Raw genomic sequence first — 15968 nt, forward strand, 5'->3', positions numbered from 1 at the left:
ATGGCTGGATGCTTGTCAAAGCGGGTTTCTTCCGTGCTGCCGCGCAGTGTGCCCATGCTGCTCGTCTCCCCCCGTGGATGATCGTGACTCCAGTGTGATCCGGCTCGCTCAACCTCCTCGCGGCATTCCCTCAAGATTCGATCAAGATCGCCGCCTGCGCCTGTTTAATGGGCATATGTGGATTGGGTGGGTCGAATTCGACGTGCTGCTGGGAGATGTTCACAGCCTCAAGGAGAAGCGCTCGATTGTGCGGCCGGTGGTGGCTGAGCTGAAGCGGCGCTTTGACGTATCGGCCTCGGAGACCGGGCTTCAGGACCAGCACCGCAGGGCATTGATCGGCGCGGCTTTGGTGGCACCGGACCACGGGCACCTCAGGGAAGTACTCGACGCCGTGGAACGGTTCGTCGCTGCCCGGCCCGAGCTTGAGCTGCTCAGCGCCAGGCAGCGGGAAATCCACAGCGAGGACTAGCTAGTCGATGGTCAGCTCGCCCATGCGGTCCCAGCCGCTGCCTTCGAGCTGGCGGCTGATGATGTGCGGGGTTTCGGCGAGGGCCTGGGGCATGTCAGCCATCGCCTTCTTGAAGTGCGCGCTGTTCACGTGGGCCTCGGCGGCGTCGTCCTGGAACGCTTCCACCAGGACGAACTCGTTCGGGTCTTCCACGCTGCGGGACCAGTCGAACCACAGATTGCCCGGTTCTTCGCGCGTGGCTTGGGTAAAGTCGGCCACCAGGTCCAGCCAACGCTCCGACCAGTCGGGCTTCACCTTGAATTTGACCACAATGAAAATCATGTAATTCGGCCTTTCGATCAGTTGCCGGGGCTGTACTGCCCCGGCGCCGGTTGCCGTTCCATCCTTTCAGAGTTAAAGCCCGACGGCGGCCCGCACCACAAGGCGCGCACCGCCGTCGTACGTCCCGCCTGGCCGGGGCTATTTCATGGTTCCCTGCGACACCGAGCCTTGAAGCTGACGTTGGAAGATGACATACACGATCAGCACCGGCACCACGGTGACAGTGACCGCCGCGAACAAGGCGCCGAAGTCCACTGCATACCCCATCTGCCCGGCGAAAGCCGCGAGGCCTTGGGACAGCACGCGGGGTCCGGCCGCATTAATGGAGACCGGGATGAGGAACTGGTTCCACAGGCCAAGGAAGTTGAAGATCGCAACGGAGGCAAGGCCCGGCTTGGCCATGGGAAGCATGACCTGGAAGAAGGTCCGCCACTCGCCTGCCCCGTCCAGGGCCGCGGCCTCCGTGATCTCGTGGGGTAGGGATTTGAAGAAGGAGAACAGGAAGAACACCGTGAACGGCAGAGCAAAGCCGACGTACACGAGGATCAACCCGGGCAGTGTATTGAGCAGCCCGATGTTCCGCATGACGAAGAACAACGGGACCATGGCCAGGAAGATCGGAAAGGTCAGCCCGGCGAGCATCAGGTAGTAGATGGCCCTGCTGCCGAAGAAGACATACCTTGCCAGGACGTAGGCACACATGGCTCCAAGCACCATGACGATCACCAACGCGCCGCCCACCACGATCACCGAGTTCAGGAAGTAGCTTCCAATCCCGGCATCGCTCCAGGCTTTGACGTAGTTGTCGAAACGCCACTCGGACGGCAGGGCGAACGGAGAAGCGAAGATCTCGCTTGAGGTCTTGAACGATGACATCACCGTCCACAGGAGCGGCAGGATGACGATGAGCGACCATATGGTCAGGGCGGTGTGGGAAATGGCCCCCACCACTTTGTCGCCGGGAGTAGTTGCGGGTGTCCGCGGCTGGAAGTGCAGGGACTTCCTTTCCGGCATAACTGTCTTGGTGGACATCAGTTGCTCACATCCTTGTCGCCGCCGGTCAGCTTGTTAACAGCGAACACCAGCCCGGAGAAGATCAGGGTGGTGATTGCCAGGACCACGCCCATGGCGCTGGCGAGCCCGAACTGGCCCTTGCTGAACGCCGTGAAGAACAGCTGTTGGGACATGACAAGCGTCGAGTTGTCCGGCCCGCCGCCCGAGTTGAGGGCCGCCATATACACGAAAGCGTCCAGCGCCAGGATGCCCATGTAGATGTAGGCGGTCTGGATGTTGTCGCGGATCAGCGGGATGGTCACGGACACCGCAGTCCGGAACCTCCCGGCGCCGTCAATGCGGGCAGCTTCGAACAGTTCGGCGGGAATGCCCTTGATGCCGGCTACGAACAGCACCATGTAGAAGCCCACGAAGCCCCACACGATCACGAACATGGTGGCGATCATGGCTGTGTCCTTGTTCCCCAGCCAGGCGAAGTCCTTGAACTGCTCCATGCCCAGCCCGGTGAGGATCCCGTTCAGCAACCCGCCGGAAGGATCGTAGATCTGTCCCCACATGATGCCGATGGCGATGGCAGGAATCGTGTAAGGGAAGAAAGAAACCACGCGGTAGAAACTGGAGTTCCGCAAGCCCTTGATCTGGCCCTTGCTGCTGCCGCCCACCGTGACCATCGTGGCCAGGACGAGGCTCAGGACAATGGTGATGATGGGCAGGAAGATGACCAGGAGGATGTTGTTCCCCATGGCCTTCATGAAGATATCGTCCGTGAAAATTTTGGCGTAGTTGTCCAACCCGATGAAGTTCTGGTTCGGCGAGAAGCCGGACCAGTCTGTCAGGGAGTAGCCAAAGGCCTGGATGAACGGCCAGATCACGAACAGGATATAGATAGCGAGGGGCAGGCCCAGGAAGACGAGGAAGAAGCTGGCCTTGTCCCACGTCAGGGGCTTGCGCCGCCGCTTGGTGGACGCCGGCGGCGGAGGAGCCATGGCCGGAACGACGGCGGCCAAACCGTCGCCGCTCCGGCTCTGCTGTGGTTCCACTACGGTCACTTCACTTCAATCTTCTTGACCGAGCTGTCGTTGCGGACCTTGTCCGTGATGCTCTGCAGGGACGACGTCAGCGTGGCAACGTCCGACTTGCCGTCGAGGAACGTGTTCCACACAACCAGCTGGTCCTTGTTGGTGCCGTAGAGGTCGATGAAGTTCCAGGTGTAGATGTTCTCGCCGGCATCGCTCAGGAGTTTGGTCTGGGACACCAGTGCCGTTGAACCAAAGCCGTCCTCGGGGACAGTGTCCTTGACGATCGTGGGGGCGAGCTTGGTCTTTGCGAAGTTGGTGGCGGCTTCCTTGGAGAGCATGACGCGGAGCAGTTCCTTGCCGCCGGCCACGTTCTTGCCCTGCGACGGGACGATGTACGGCTCACCGGCCGCGCTGTGCAAGGACTCGTAGGGCATTTTGGGGCTGGAGCTCACTGCGGGAACGGGCGCACCCGTCATCTTGAAGTCAGCCTTGGTCTGGTCCTTCATCTCGTTCTCAATCCAGGAACCGGACGGGTAGAACACTGCCTCCTGTGCGTTGCTCCACTGCGCCTGCGCTGCCGTGAACTGGGTGCCGGACCCGCCGGGCTTAAAGAAGCCTGCCTTCACGATCTTGTCCATGGCCGTGAACACGGACTGGACGGCCGGATGGGACCAGCAATCGGCTTTAAGGTTTTCCAAGGCGAGCCGAACCTCGTCGCCGCCTTCCTTGATGGCCGAGGCGATTGCCATCTCCTGGTAGTACGTGGCGGCTTCCTTGCCCCACACAAACAGGTACTTGCCCTTGGCCTTGGCCTGCTCGCCCAAGGCATACATCTCATCCCAGGTCTTGGGCACGGTCCAACCGTTCTCCTTCAGGAGGGAATCGGAGTACCACATGGCGTAGACCGTCAGGACGTAGTTCAGGGCGGCCAGTTTGCCGTCAAAAGTGCCTGGTGCGAGCACACCGGTGTAGAGGGTGTCCTTGATGACCTTGCCCTCCAGGTTCTTGGCCTCCACAACGCTGGTGAGGTCCTCGAGCTGGGCAAGGATAGTGCTGAAGCCGATTGCCTTGGCACCGGAGTTGTCGATCAGGTCCGGCGGGTTGCCGCCGACGAAGCGCGGCTGCAGTTCCTGCGCAATATCCGTTGACGGGGCGATCTTCGCTGTGGAACCGGCGTGTGCAGATTCAAACGCCTTACCGGCAAATTCAACGTAGTCGATGCCGTAGCCACCCTTGAAAATGACTGCGTCAACGGTGGATTTGTCTGCCATCCCGAACGGGTTGGTGTCCGACACTGTGCCGGAAGGACCAGCCGTGGTTCCCCCTCCGCCGGCTGCACAGGACGCGATGGTGCCGCCCATCGGGACGAGCACAGCCGCAGCAAGTGCTCCGCGCAGGAATCCGCGGCGGCCAAGGGACTGGTGCTGAATGGTCATTTTCATACCCCTTAAGTGACTCGTATAGGCCGACTCAGGCGTCTGGGGCACCATTGAGCCGACAGTCCGGGTTGACGCCCTACAGCACCAACCTTCGTGTGACATACTTCACTAAGAGTGATTGGAAATCAATATTTCCCGGCAGTTTCGATCAACTTTTGTCAAAGTGTGATCTTTTTAGAGCAGTCCCGCCCATCCGAGTTGCTCCCGTTGCCGCCGGCTCAGGCTGGCCACCACCAGGTCGTAGGAATCCTCCACCATGTCCCGGATCATGTCGTCCGGGAGCCCGCCGTCCAACCGCACACCGTTCCAGTGCCTCTTGTTCAGATGCCAGGCACCGGTGATTTCAGGATGGGCAGCGCGCAACTGCTCGGCAAGCGCAGGCTCGCACTTGAGGCTGACGGACCAGTTGCCGGGATCCATGGCCGACAGGGCAAACATCTTGGCCTCGTGGCGTACGCCACCGGACACCGCAGCCCTCACCTTGAAAACGGACAACTCCGGGCCGAACGGGAAGTCTTCAAAGGCACCCGGAAAGCCGAGGCAGATCTCACGGAGGCGTGGCACGTCCATGATTCGAGGGTACCGCTGCCGGTGTCCCGGACCATCAGCTAAGCGACGCCCAGGAAGTCCTCCAGCAACACCACTTCCAACCCCGCCGCGAGCTGGGCAGCACGGAAAGCGGCCAGGTCAGCGGCGAACTCCGCCCGGAAATGCATCAGCACAATATCCCCCGGGCGTAGGGAATTTCCTACCTGGTAGTCCATCTTTCCGGCGTTGGCTTTCGCTTCCCACGTGACGATCGCCTTCATGCCGGCATCCGCCACAGCCTGGCGCATCACGTTTGAATAGGCGCCGCCCGGGGGACGGAAAAGCGTTGGACGTCGGCCGTACTGCTTCAGCGCGTACTCCTGCATGCCCACCATGTCGGCGAGCTGCTGCTGATAACCCCACTGCCGGACCATGTTGATGTTGTGCGTGACCGTGTGGTTTTCCACCAGGCTGCCCTGGGCCTTGAAGGCGTCAAAGAAGGCGGGATTCTCGGCGATGGTGTCCTTGGTAAGGAACAACGAGGCCGGGTAGTCGTGCTCAGCCATGAGCTTCACGGATTCAGGGCTCTTGATGTTGCCGTCGTCAATCGTCAGGAAGACCACCGGATGCTGCGTAGGAATCTTGGTGATCACGGGAGCCAGGCCACCCACCACGGGCGGCAGCTGGTAGTCGGGGATGAAGCTGCGGCGAATGCGCTTGGAAGGCTTCGGCGTCGCCGTAGGAGCGGGGGTGCCCGACGGCGGCACCTCACCGGCCGCGGCCATCGCTCCGTTGCCGGCCGGCCCCGCCGGGGAAGCGGACGCACTACCGGGCGGCAGCTCCGGCGTCGTACTCTCCCCTGCGCTGCACGCCGATAGTCCAGCGACTACCGAAGCCCCGAAGGCCCCGAGGACGGCCCTCCTGCCGGGCGAGAAAAATGGCACAGCGGAAGGCTGCTTCGGCACGTTATCCCCCATGGATTAGTGAATGGTCCAGCTGCAGGGTAGCAGCAGAACCGGCGCGCGCCTTAAAGGCCGTAATGCCAGCCTTCACGTGCCGGGCAGGAGTTGACCACGACGTCGAGCCCTGCATCCCGGGCGCGCTGGCAGGCTTCGTCGTCAAAGACTCCCAACTGGAGCCAGACCGCCTTGGCGCCCACCGCGATGGCCTCGTCAATGACGGCGCCCACGCGCCCGGAGTTCACGAAACAGTCAACGACGTCTATGGGGTGCTTATCAGCGGGAATATCGGCGAGGGATTTGTAGCCCTTTTCGCCGTGGACGTCCTCGCCCTTGAGATTGACCGGAATGATCTCCATGCCCATCTTGTCCCGCACGTAAAGGGAGACATCGTAAGCGGAGCGCCACTCGTTGGTACTGAGCCCCACGATCGCCCAAGTGCCTTTTGTTCGCATCAACCGCTCCACCACGGCCGGATCGTTCACATGCATCATTCACCAAGCCTACCGCCCACCCTCGGGAGCACATTCGGCCGATTTTTGTTCATGCGGGGGTTATTTCCTCGAAACGGCGGGAGCTTGCCTCAGGAGCTTTTCGGCGGTGCCCCAGGGGTTGGCGATGTCGACTCCCGGGGTCTTGCCGGGCTTACCGATAATGCCAGGTGCCGTCCAGCGTGCGTCCCCTGGCTTCCCCTTCTGGCTGGTGCCGGCGCCCTGGTCGACTTTGCTGTTGTGCGCGTCCTTGGCTGCCTGGTTAGCCACAGCAGGAAGGTCCTTTGAACCAGGGGTCGTTCCCTGGGCCTGGTCGTCCGGCGCCTGGTCATCCGGCGCCTGTTCCGACGCTGCCTGTTCCGGCGCGGCCTGCGCCGGCGCGGCGGATTGGGGTGCTGTTGTTCGAGGAGCTTCGGGCAGGGCGGATGGGCTACTCGACCCGCCGTTTCCGGCAAGGCTTCCGCCCGGTACGTATTCTTCCGTGGGTGCAGGCTCTGTGATGACCCTCGGGGCGTCAGGGCGGGGCAATTCCTGAGGTGCTGCGTCCCCCTGCCGGGACGGGTTTCCGAAGAGCCCGCTGATAATGGTGGGAGTCTTCGTGAAACCGGAACTGGCGGCAGCCACACCGCTGACGCCCAGTCCCATGGCGGCAACAACCGCAACGCCGGCGAGGGCGGCGCGATGCTTACGCTGCCAGCGTCGCTTGGCAAGCTGGTCATGCGGCCCGGCCAGCATCGCTGCCAGTTCCGGACCCGGGGCGGGAGCGGGAAGGTTCCCGAGCGTCCGCAGGGAAAGAAGTACCGTCCGCATGTCAGCGTCATCGGAGAGATCCGCCTCGAGCAAGAGCTCGTCAACGGCGGCTGTGCCCTCCGATTCCCTGGATGGCCTGTCCCTGTATGTCATGGCGACACATATTCCTTTACTACCGAGTGCTCACGGAGCGTAATCAGCGCCCGCCGCTGCAGTTGTTTGACTGCTCCTGCGGACTTCCCCATGATGTCGGCCACCTGCTCAACCGTCAGTCCAGCCACGATCCGAAGTGCCAGGACCTCCCTTTGATCTCCTCCAAGGTGGTCAATCAACCGGAGGAGTTCCTGCGGAGCCAACCGGTCCATCGCCTCGGACTCGGCCGAAACTGATTCCCTGGTGTCCCGTTCCGGTTCGAACTCGTGCTGCTCCGGAGTCCGGCTCTGCCTTCGATGATCGTCAACCATGCGGGCGTGCGCCACCGAGAACACGAAAGTCCGTAGCCCGTCGGCTCCCCCGCTGAGGTCATCAAGCCGGGGCAACACAGCCAGGAACACGTCCTGGGTAACAGCTTCCGGGTCGGATACACCCTTGGCCGTCAGGTACCCGAGCACCGGGCCGGCGTAGGCCTGGTACACGGCGCCGAACAGTGCCGAGCTGTTGCCCCTGAGCGCATGGAGCGCTTCGTCGGTCAATGCGTCGGTCACTGAAGAGACTTTCGATCGGCGGCAGGTCCTCGGCTGGAAGCCGGATCGTCCGCACACTGCTCAGCGAACGATCCTCACCTAGGGTATCTGCTCGTCCGGGTCCCCTGTAGGGCAGGACCGGCATGTCGTCAGGAACCTGCCGACACCCGGATCTGCGTGGTCGGAACGGCCCTTGGACAAAAGGAAGGACCGGGCTGGAACATGATGGGGGACAAATTCCAGCTCGGCCCTTTCAAAGACGTAATCGTCGGGGCGCCCCAAAGGGTTACGCAGGGTTCACATTTTTTTGGAAAAGTTTTTTGGCGCGCTGTTCGCGTGCACCTCAACCCGTGCCGCCCCCGAACCCGCCCGGCGCACCTGTAGCACCTGGTGCGCCCCGCGCGAAACGGTGGCGACGTGTGTGCTCAGGGGGTGCGCCCGGCGCGAAGGGCTGCGACAAAAGGAGTATCTAGCCCTCCTTTGCTGCCCTCTCCTGCACAGCTTTCTCCCGGTAAGACTCCGTGACGCGCCTGTACACGGGGGTGAGGAAGGCCAGGAGTGAAGCGACAATCATGACGACGCCGGCCACCAGGAAGACCAGGGCGATGCCACGTGACGTTCCTTCGCCCAGGAGCGGTGCCAGTTGGGCAGAGCCTTCCTCTGAACGGGCGTACGGGATGATCCAGAACTGGGCGATGGGGGCAATGATGAAGGCCGTGATGGGTGCGGCAGCCGACTCGAAGGCCATGGCAAACCCGAACACCCTTCCCTGCCGCGGCAAGGGGACCACTTGCTGGATGACGGTCTGTTCAGCAGCTTCCACAATGGGTACCAGGGCCAGGTACAACCAGATGCCCAGGACGTACAGCCACGGCCACTCGCGAATGGTGAAGAGTGCCCCCAGGAGTCCCATGACGGCGACGGCAATCAGCATGGTCTTGAGCGGGTTGGCGCCAAGGCCGAACTTGCCCACCAACGCACCGCCCACAATGAAGCCGGTAGCACCGACGGCAAAGAAGGTGCCCCAGAGCTCCACCGGGAACATCTCGAGGCCATACGGATCCATCAGCGCCATGTACACGCCACCAACGAAGTTGTTGAAGGTGGAGAAGATGATCAAGGCGAAGAGACCGGCAATGGCAAGCACGGCGGCATAGGAGCCCCGCAGGTCAAAGCTGCCCTTCGCGTCGGTCGCGGCCGGTCGCCGTTCTTCCGGCATGCGCAGTGTCAGCAGATGCACGTAGGCGAGCGCCGTGAACCCCAGGGCCACCACGATCGTCCATCCCATTCCCAGCAGCCCGACGGACAGGCCGGAAAGCACGGAGGTGACGATGAACATCAGCCCCTGCACCATGCCCACCAAACCGTTGGCGTTGGCCCGGCGGTCGGGTTCGATGAGGATGGTGACCGTGGTGGACAGGGCAATGTTGCGCATGTTCTCCACCACCGCGCCGATGAGGATGATCAGCGTGAACGCCCAGAACCAAGGTTGTCCGAGGTCCAGCAACGACGCAGTGGGCACCAGGAGGTACACGACGCCGGAGATGGTGAACATGACCAGCGTGAAGGCGGCGGCAAAACGCATCAGGGTCAGCTTGCGGTAGCGGTCCACAAAGGTGCCGAAGCTGATGCTGGAAACGGCAATGAGCAACATGTAGGCACCGCCCACTACACCCGTGGCAATGACGTTGCGGGTTTCCAGGTAGACCCAGAACGTCAGCGCAAACCACAGGTAGCTGGTGGTGATGTTGGCCGCAGCGGTGTTGACCAGGATTCCCATGAAGGTCCTGGATCGTTCCGCCGGCGTGCGGAGTGTCAGATCAATGTCTCCGGGCGCTGCTGCCTCGTGGTCGGCGACGTCACCGGCCGGTGTGTGCTCGTGATCCGTCATTCTCTCCCGCCCCGATGCATGCGTGTCCCCTCACTGAAAACGCGCGGTAATACCAGCATCTGCCGGTTCTCGGGGACCGGTCAAGGGGTTTCCCGCACCGCTGCCATGGCCTGCCGCTCCAGAGAGGCGTAGGCTGGCCCCTCCAGCAAGAGGACCGAAAACAACGAGTTCCAGGAGAGATGATGACCCTTCCTCCACAGCATGAACCCGATCCGTTCCCGCCCGAGCCCGGGCCCACCCAGCCCCCGTCGGAGCCCGGCCCGGGACAGCCGCCGCCGGACCCGACGCAGCCGTTCCCTCCACCCATGCCGGACCCGGGTCCGGAGCCAGGCCCCCTGCCCATTCCGGATCCCGGACCGGCTGCTCCCCCGCCCCATCCGGATCCCACGTTCGGGGAACCGCCGGTGACGTAGGAAGGCGGCAGTGAAACTGAAGTGAAGCGCGACGGCGGCTGGTCACCTTGGGTGACCAGCCGCCGTCGTGCGTTGCGAACCTGTGGCTGGCGGGACTAAGCCTTCGACGGCACGGCCACCGAGGCGCGTTCGATGGCGGGGCATTCGATTTTGAGGGCTGAGTCCACCGGCGCTTCATCCAGGCCGAGCAGGAGCCGCACGCCCGCCGCGCCGAGTTCATAATGCGGCAAGGATACGGTGGAGAGCGGTGGCCGGAGGTGGGCGGCGATGACTTCCTGGTTGTCGAAGCCCACTACGGCGATGTCGTCCGGAATGGACAGTCCCTGCTCCCGGAGGCCGTCGTAGAGACCCATGGCCATGCGGTCGTTGTAGCAGTAGACGGCAGTGACGCCGCGTTTCAGCAGTTCCGCCGTGGCGCCGTAGCCGCCTTCCTGGTCCGGGTACGCCTCAAGGACCAGGTCAGGATCGAACGCGATTCCGGCCGCGTCCAACGCAGCCCGGTAGCCCTCCAACCGCCCGTCCCTGGCCGGGGCCGGAGTGGTGGCGTTGATGAAGGCGATGCGCCGGTGGCCACCACGGATGAGGATTTCGGTGGCCGATTGTCCGCCCTGGGCTTCGTCAGGCACCACTGCCCGTGCCGCACCGGGCATGGGCGAGAAGCAGTTGACCAGCACGAAGTCTGCCTCGCGGAGCGTCTCCGGAATGTCGGTGGTCCGGTGGAACCAGGTGGAGTACAGGATGCCGCGGACCTTGTACTCCAGCATCATGTTGATGGCGTCGTTCTCGAGGTCGAGGTTGCCCTCGGTGTTGGCGATCAACAGGGCGTAACCGTGTTTCCAGGCCTCGTCCTGTGCTCCGTGGATGATTTGTCCGGCGAAGGGCGTGGTGGCGACACCATCGGCCACCAGTCCGATGAACTTCGAGGTTCCGCTCACCAGGGTCTTGGCCATGGCGTTGGGGCGGTAACCAAGGGTGCGGATGGCCGTTTTGACGCGTTCCCGGGTTTCCTCCGCGATGCGGGCGTTCTTCTTTTTGTTGATGACCAGGGAGACCGTGGCGGTGGAAACGCCTGCAGCTTCTGCTACTTCGCGGAGGGTCACCGGATGTGCGCGGCTGGTTCCGACAGGAGCGTCGGGGGTTGCCGGCGTGCCTGGATCTTTCTCCTGCGAAATCATCTGCCCTCCATCAGGAGTATATCCATGCGTTGCAGGCGTCATCCCTTGTTCGCCCCGCTCTCCAAGCCTTGGATCATGGCTTTGTTCAGGACGAGGAACACCAGGAGCAACGGGGTGATGGTGACGCAGACAGCGGCGAAGGTGGCGGTCCAGTCCACCTTGCCCATGGCGCCGATGTAGTTCTGCAGACCGAGCGGGATGGTCTTCAGCTCTTCGGAGAGGACGAACGTGTTGGCGAAGATGAAGTCGTTCCAAATGAAGATGCTGTTGACCAGCACCACCGTAACCACCGTGTTCAAGGACAGCGGCAACGTGATGAGGCCGAAGATCCGGTACGGCCCGGCGCCATCCAGGGACGCAGCCTCATAGGTTTCGCGCGGGATGTATTCGAAGAAGGAGGAAAACAGGTAAATGGACATCGGCAGGGCAAACCCGGCCAGCGGAATAACCATCGACTGGTACGTATCCAGCAGGTTCACCGCTGAGTAATCAATGAACAACGGAACCAAAGCGATCTGTACCGGGACGATGATGCCGATCAGGAACAGGCCGCGGACGAACCTGCTGAACCTGAATCCGAGGACCTGGATGGCATAGGCGGCCATCATGCCGAAGAGGACGATCAGCACGTTGGCGCCCATGGTCACGATGAAGCTGTTGAGGATGTTCCTGCCAAGGTCCCCGGTCTGGAACGCCCGGGCATAGTTGTCCCAGGTCAGTGCGCCCGGCAAGGCGAACGGATCGCCCGTCGCGAAGTCGTGCTCGGTCCGCAAACTGGTAAGGAACAGCCAGGCCAGTGGGTAGACCTGGACGATCACGATCAGCATGATCAGCACCCGGGAGAGCGTCCGGTACAGGTTCGGCTTGCGCCGCCGTCGTGTTGGAACCGGCGACGGCGGCTTGGTGGCCGTCGGTCGGGAGGCAGGTGCTGTCTGGGCGATCATGAGTCAGCCTTCCGCTTGAGCATGAACAGAATGAGGCCGACGGCCACCAGGCACTCGATCACGATGAACACCGAGATGGTGCTGGCGTAGCCGAAGTCGGTACTGGTGAAGGCGGTCTTGTACATGTAGGTGGTCAGCAGCTCGGACGATTGGCCGGGACCGCCGTTGGTCATGAGGTAGGGAATGTCGAAGCCGCGCAGCCCGTAGGTGGTGGCCATGATGGTGGTGGTGATCCACACCGGACGGATGTACGGGAAGCGGATCTTGGTGAAGAGCGTCCACCGCGAGGCCCCGTCCAGGACCGCGGCTTCCTCAAGCTCCTTGGGGACGGCAATCAAGGCCGCGTAGATGATCAGCATGTAGAGGCCCGTGAACCGCCACCCTTCCGGTGCAGAAACTGCGGCCAGGACGGTGTTCACGTCGGACAACCATGCCTTTTCCAGGCTGCCCAGCCCGATCCAGTGCAACAGCTGATTAAGCAGGCCGATCGGATCGATCGAGTAGATACGGACAAAGAGGAAAGCGATGGCCACGGTGGAGATGACGGCCGGGAGAAGGTAGAGGGTCTTGATGAGTTCCCTGCCCCGCGTCAGTGACAGCAGCAGGCTCGCCACTACCAGCGCTCCGCCGAGCTGGAGCACCAGGCAGATGGCCAGGTAAATCAATGCGTTCCCGAAGGACCGCCAGAAAATGTCGTCCGCCGTCAGCATCCGGATGTAGTTTTCGAGACCCACGAACTCCATGTCGCTGATGCCGTTCCAGGAGAAGAAGCTCAGGAACAGGGACTGGAGGATCGGGAAGAGCACTGCCGCGCCGTAGAGAAGCAACGGCGGAAGCAGGAAGACCAGGACTGAGGTCTTGGACCTGTTGGGAAGCATGGTGTGGCCTTTCGGGCGGGGAACCGGCCGGTCCCCCGCCGCTGGGATCTATTTGAAGAACTTTGGTGCGTTCTGCGCGATGGTCTGGTCCATGGTGGTGGTGAACTGCTCGGGCGTGATGTTGCCCTGCACCAGGAGGACGAGTTCCTGCTGGAGCCTTCCGTTGGTGGTTGGGTCCAGCTGGGTGTCCCAGGGCATGGCTTGCTTCGAGCCCAGGTCATTGGCGGCGTCCAAGGCCTTCTTGTACAACGGTGTGGCATTGGCAGGGACGGTGGTTTGCACGTTGGTTGTGGGAGACAGCGCACCGGTTGCCGCGTATTCGGTGGGGTACTTCTGCAACGCGAACTTGAGGAAGTCGCTGACCAGCGGATCGTAGGTCTTGGAGTTCACGGCCATGCCGATGCCGGAAGGGGAAACATACTCATTGGCCGCCGTCACGGAATTAGCGGTGGTGGGCAGCGTGAAGAAGTCGATGTCGCTGCGCACGGCGGGGTTCAGTTTGTCGGTTGCCAGGCTGGGAAGCTCCCACGTGCCGATGTTGTACATGGCCGCCTGCCCGGACGTGAACTGGTTCTGCGCGTCGGAGTAGCCCTGCGCCGAGAAGCCCTCCTGGAAGCACTTCGCCTTGCCGAGTGCAGCCATCCAGTTCACGGTCTTCTGCCCGGCGGGATCGCTGAACTTGGCTTCGCCCTTCTTGAGTTGCTGCACGAAGTCGGGGCCGGCTTCCCGGAAAGGCTGGTAGGCAACGTACCTCTCCAGCGGCCACTGATCCTGCCCGTCAATCGCGATCGGCGTAATGCCGGCGTTCCGCAGGGCCGTGCACATGGCCGGGATGTCGTCGAGCGACTTCGGCACGGAGACTCCTGCTTTCTCCAGCAGGGCCTTGTTGTACCAGATGAATTCAAGCTCGAACTGGAACGGAATCATGTACAGCGAACCGTCGTCGAAGCGTTGGTAGTCCAAAGCTCCAGGACGGTAATCGTCGTAGAGGTCCAGGGATCTGAGCAGCTTGTCAGCGTCCAGCATCTTGCCCTGCTTGGCCAACTGCTGCGCGAACGGGGTGGCATCGGTGTCGAACAGTTCCGGAAGCTTGTTGGCTGCCGCCAGGGTCTCGAGTTTTTGGATGTAGGACGGGCGGTCCGGGGTGGTGATGAGGTTCAGCGAGAACCCCGGGTGGTCCTTGGCGTAGTCATCGGCCAGTTTCTTCATGATGTTGATGACGGCGCCATCCGCCGGGCGCGACAGCAGCCAGGAGATCTCGCGGGGCTTGATTTCACCTGTCGGGCTCACATCGGCAGGGTTGCCGGCGTTTCCACCGCCACCACAGGCCGTCAGCGCCAGGGCTGCGGCAGCCGCGACTGCAGCAAGTCGGAATAGCTTCTTCATGGGGCAATCTCCCTTGATTGGGTTGGGGTTGGGGATGTTCAGTTGTCAGTGCATTGACGGACGTCGAGTTCGACGACTGTGGCGGAACCTTCACCGGCAAAAATTCCGATGCGCCCGCTGGGGCGGTCATAGATCCTTGCGCTCAGCGCAACCTGGCGATCGACGACGGCGACGCACAGGTCGCCGTCGACCATCACCTCGAGCGTGTGCTCGCCCGGGGCGAGGACGCAGGGCCGTTCCAGTTCGACGTCGTAAGGGACGTCTCCGGAGACGTGCCACTGCGCGTCGCCGGTCACCTCGCGCGGCCAGCGGTCGAAGACGAGGCGTCCGCGCCGGGGCTCCAGCCGGACGACGTAGGACTGGTCGCCGTCGTCGCTGGAACGCAGCAGGAACCCGCATTCGGTGGTGTTGGGGGCGATGTCCAGTACTGCTCTCGCATAGAACCGCGAGGGCAGGTCCTCCGCGGAGATGATCGCGGAGTAGCTGTCCGGCACGTTCAGTTCGGCCGGTAGAGCCGCGGTCAGCGATACGGGAATTTCTTCCCAGAAGCTGTCCACCAGTTCGTCGGCGAAACCTAAGCCGAGCGTCCCGTCCGGGTTTTGGCGGGCTTCCAGGACGGACATGGTGCCCGCCCACTGCCAAGGACCGTCGTCTGTGTTGCCTTCCTTGCTGGCGATCCATCCGAAGAAGAAGCGGCGGCCGTCGCGGAAAGCACTCTTGGAGGCATAGAACGCACGGCCATCGATGCTGTCCAGGGCTGGAACTTCCCAAGGACCGTCCGGGCTCTTGGCCATGCGGTAACGGGTAGTGAAGGACTCCGAGAACTCTGAGTACACCAGGTACCACCAGTCACCCCATTGGAAGACGTCCGGGCATTCGTGGGTGATGTAGCGTCGGGGATCCCAGAACGGATCGGTGTACTCCCAAGTCACCAGATCGGTGGAAACGCATTGGGCAATGACTCCACGACGCCGGTCCGGACCGGTTGCGTGCCGGGCTGCGATCAGCATGCGCCACACGGGTTGTGCCGGATTGGACTCGTCCCGGAAGACAAAGGGGTCGCGCCAATCGCCTGATTCATAACCTTCCGGGGCGCCGAAGGTATCCTCCGGCTGTTTGGTCCAAGTGCGCATCCCGTCGCTGCTGGTTGCGCGCATGACCAACTGGAGCGGCGTCCCGTCCGGGCCCAGCCGGCACGGGTTCTGGCCGGTGTAGAAGAGGTGATGGGTGCCGTCGTCGTCAACCACCACACTGCCCGTGTAGGCGTTGAAGTCCGGTTCTTGTTCGCTGCCGTGCTGCAGCGCGGCACCGTGATACTCGAACTGGGTGAGGTCCTTGGTGGTGACCAGGTGCCAGGACGTACCTGGTTTGGGAATTACCCGTTCCTCGTGAAGGTAGAAGAGCCAGAACTCTCCGTCTTTCTCGAAAGGGATGAGGTCCCCCACCCAGGCATCGTCGGGCTGGAAGAACACTGAGCGTTTCATCTGCGCTGACCTACATTCTGCTAAAGCGTTTGATCACGATGAAGGTAGCGCTGGTGCGTGCTTCTGGTCAAGCGTTTTAGCAAGGAAACTGGAAATGAGCTAAAACGCTTGACCAGCCATCACG

At 62.3% G+C, this 15968-nt stretch carries 16 protein-coding genes; 1 reads left to right on the forward strand and 15 read right to left on the reverse strand.

From position 1 onward, the window contains the following. The first annotated feature begins 175 nt into the window (after nucleotides 1–175). Complete coding sequence (locus HMI59_RS18320; RefSeq protein ID WP_166185827.1) at nucleotides 176–469, forward strand: DUF503 domain-containing protein; 294 nt, start codon at nucleotides 176–178, stop codon at nucleotides 467–469. Here the strand turns inward: HMI59_RS18320 and HMI59_RS18325 are convergent, their stop codons facing one another. The 15 genes from HMI59_RS18325 to HMI59_RS18395 form a co-directional block, all read right to left on the reverse strand. Beyond that, nucleotides 470–790: a putative quinol monooxygenase gene (locus tag HMI59_RS18325; RefSeq protein ID WP_021471680.1), complete on the reverse strand. Its 321-nt coding sequence runs from the start codon at nucleotides 788–790 to the stop codon at nucleotides 470–472. A 138-nt stretch (nucleotides 791–928) separates the two neighbouring features. Beyond that, nucleotides 929–1822, reverse strand: coding sequence for a carbohydrate ABC transporter permease (locus HMI59_RS18330; RefSeq protein ID WP_021471681.1), 894 nt, complete (start codon nucleotides 1820–1822; stop codon nucleotides 929–931). Further along, complete coding sequence (locus HMI59_RS18335; RefSeq protein WP_227471443.1) at nucleotides 1822–2853, reverse strand: carbohydrate ABC transporter permease; 1032 nt, start codon at nucleotides 2851–2853, stop codon at nucleotides 1822–1824. Before HMI59_RS18335 ends, HMI59_RS18330 begins: the two co-directional genes overlap by 1 nt. Next, nucleotides 2850–4259 (reverse strand): N-acetylglucosamine/diacetylchitobiose ABC transporter substrate-binding protein, encoded by a 1410-nt coding sequence (ngcE, locus tag HMI59_RS18340; protein WP_021471683.1) that lies wholly within the window; start codon nucleotides 4257–4259, stop codon nucleotides 2850–2852. The genes HMI59_RS18335 and ngcE overlap by 4 nt, the downstream gene beginning before the upstream one ends. A 177-nt stretch (nucleotides 4260–4436) precedes the next feature. Beyond that, nucleotides 4437–4832: an MmcQ/YjbR family DNA-binding protein gene (locus tag HMI59_RS18345; RefSeq protein WP_021471684.1), complete on the reverse strand. Its 396-nt coding sequence runs from the start codon at nucleotides 4830–4832 to the stop codon at nucleotides 4437–4439. Nucleotides 4833–4870: 38 nt separating this feature from the next. Continuing rightward, nucleotides 4871–5734, reverse strand: a complete 864-nt coding sequence (locus tag HMI59_RS18350) for a polysaccharide deacetylase family protein (RefSeq protein WP_227471444.1) — start codon at nucleotides 5732–5734, stop codon at nucleotides 4871–4873. Between the two features lie 83 nt (nucleotides 5735–5817). After that, a complete protein-coding gene (locus HMI59_RS18355; RefSeq protein ID WP_166185824.1) occupies nucleotides 5818–6243 on the reverse strand; it encodes a CoA-binding protein in 426 nt (141 codons plus the stop codon). A gap of 60 nt (nucleotides 6244–6303) precedes the next feature. Further along, on the reverse strand, nucleotides 6304–7143 hold the full coding sequence (locus HMI59_RS18360) for a hypothetical protein (RefSeq protein WP_193592122.1): 840 nt from the start codon (nucleotides 7141–7143) through the stop codon (nucleotides 6304–6306). After that, nucleotides 7140–7694: an RNA polymerase sigma factor gene (locus tag HMI59_RS18365; protein ID WP_193592123.1), complete on the reverse strand. Its 555-nt coding sequence runs from the start codon at nucleotides 7692–7694 to the stop codon at nucleotides 7140–7142. Before HMI59_RS18365 ends, HMI59_RS18360 begins: the two co-directional genes overlap by 4 nt. A 448-nt stretch (nucleotides 7695–8142) precedes the next feature. After that, the gene (locus HMI59_RS18370; RefSeq protein ID WP_166185822.1) at nucleotides 8143–9564 is read right to left on the reverse strand and encodes an MFS transporter; all 1422 of its coding nucleotides are present in this window, start codon (nucleotides 9562–9564) and stop codon (nucleotides 8143–8145) included. A 508-nt stretch (nucleotides 9565–10072) separates the two neighbouring features. Then, nucleotides 10073–11152, reverse strand: coding sequence for a LacI family DNA-binding transcriptional regulator (locus HMI59_RS18375; protein WP_193592124.1), 1080 nt, complete (start codon nucleotides 11150–11152; stop codon nucleotides 10073–10075). A gap of 38 nt (nucleotides 11153–11190) precedes the next feature. Then, nucleotides 11191–12096, reverse strand: a complete 906-nt coding sequence (locus tag HMI59_RS18380) for a carbohydrate ABC transporter permease (protein ID WP_193592125.1) — start codon at nucleotides 12094–12096, stop codon at nucleotides 11191–11193. Further along, nucleotides 12093–12974 carry a carbohydrate ABC transporter permease gene (locus tag HMI59_RS18385; protein ID WP_193592126.1) on the reverse strand — a complete coding sequence of 294 codons (882 nt, stop codon included), beginning with the start codon at nucleotides 12972–12974 and terminating at the stop codon, nucleotides 12093–12095. Before HMI59_RS18385 ends, HMI59_RS18380 begins: the two co-directional genes overlap by 4 nt. A gap of 48 nt (nucleotides 12975–13022) precedes the next feature. Further along, nucleotides 13023–14360, reverse strand: coding sequence for an ABC transporter substrate-binding protein (locus tag HMI59_RS18390; protein ID WP_193592127.1), 1338 nt, complete (start codon nucleotides 14358–14360; stop codon nucleotides 13023–13025). A 38-nt stretch (nucleotides 14361–14398) separates the two neighbouring features. Then, nucleotides 14399–15844, reverse strand: coding sequence for a GH32 C-terminal domain-containing protein (locus HMI59_RS18395; RefSeq protein ID WP_193592128.1), 1446 nt, complete (start codon nucleotides 15842–15844; stop codon nucleotides 14399–14401). Between the last annotated feature and the right edge of the window lie 124 nt (nucleotides 15845–15968).

This window comes from Paenarthrobacter sp. YJN-5 (assembly GCF_015040095.1).
Classification (GTDB): Bacteria; Actinomycetota; Actinomycetes; order Actinomycetales; family Micrococcaceae; genus Arthrobacter; species Arthrobacter ureafaciens.

What these genes read in the sequence shown, in the direction of transcription:
- HMI59_RS18320 (WP_166185827.1), top strand. Translation starts at nt 176, where the DNA reads ATGTGGATTGGGTGGGTCGAATTCGACGTGCTGCTGGGAGATGTTCAC.
- HMI59_RS18325 (WP_021471680.1), bottom strand. Translation starts at nt 790, where the DNA reads ATGATTTTCATTGTGGTCAAATTCAAGGTGAAGCCCGACTGGTCGGAG.
- HMI59_RS18330 (WP_021471681.1), bottom strand. Translation starts at nt 1,822, where the DNA reads ATGTCCACCAAGACAGTTATGCCGGAAAGGAAGTCCCTGCACTTCCAG.
- ngcE (WP_021471683.1), bottom strand. Translation starts at nt 4,259, where the DNA reads ATGACCATTCAGCACCAGTCCCTTGGCCGCCGCGGATTCCTGCGCGGA.
- HMI59_RS18345 (WP_021471684.1), bottom strand. Translation starts at nt 4,832, where the DNA reads ATGGACGTGCCACGCCTCCGTGAGATCTGCCTCGGCTTTCCGGGTGCC.
- HMI59_RS18355 (WP_166185824.1), bottom strand. Translation starts at nt 6,243, where the DNA reads ATGATGCATGTGAACGATCCGGCCGTGGTGGAGCGGTTGATGCGAACA.
- HMI59_RS18360 (WP_193592122.1), bottom strand. Translation starts at nt 7,143, where the DNA reads ATGACATACAGGGACAGGCCATCCAGGGAATCGGAGGGCACAGCCGCC.
- HMI59_RS18370 (WP_166185822.1), bottom strand. Translation starts at nt 9,564, where the DNA reads ATGACGGATCACGAGCACACACCGGCCGGTGACGTCGCCGACCACGAG.
- HMI59_RS18375 (WP_193592124.1), bottom strand. Translation starts at nt 11,152, where the DNA reads ATGATTTCGCAGGAGAAAGATCCAGGCACGCCGGCAACCCCCGACGCT.
- HMI59_RS18380 (WP_193592125.1), bottom strand. Translation starts at nt 12,096, where the DNA reads ATGATCGCCCAGACAGCACCTGCCTCCCGACCGACGGCCACCAAGCCG.
- HMI59_RS18385 (WP_193592126.1), bottom strand. Translation starts at nt 12,974, where the DNA reads ATGCTTCCCAACAGGTCCAAGACCTCAGTCCTGGTCTTCCTGCTTCCG.
- HMI59_RS18390 (WP_193592127.1), bottom strand. Translation starts at nt 14,360, where the DNA reads ATGAAGAAGCTATTCCGACTTGCTGCAGTCGCGGCTGCCGCAGCCCTG.
- HMI59_RS18395 (WP_193592128.1), bottom strand. Translation starts at nt 15,844, where the DNA reads ATGAAACGCTCAGTGTTCTTCCAGCCCGACGATGCCTGGGTGGGGGAC.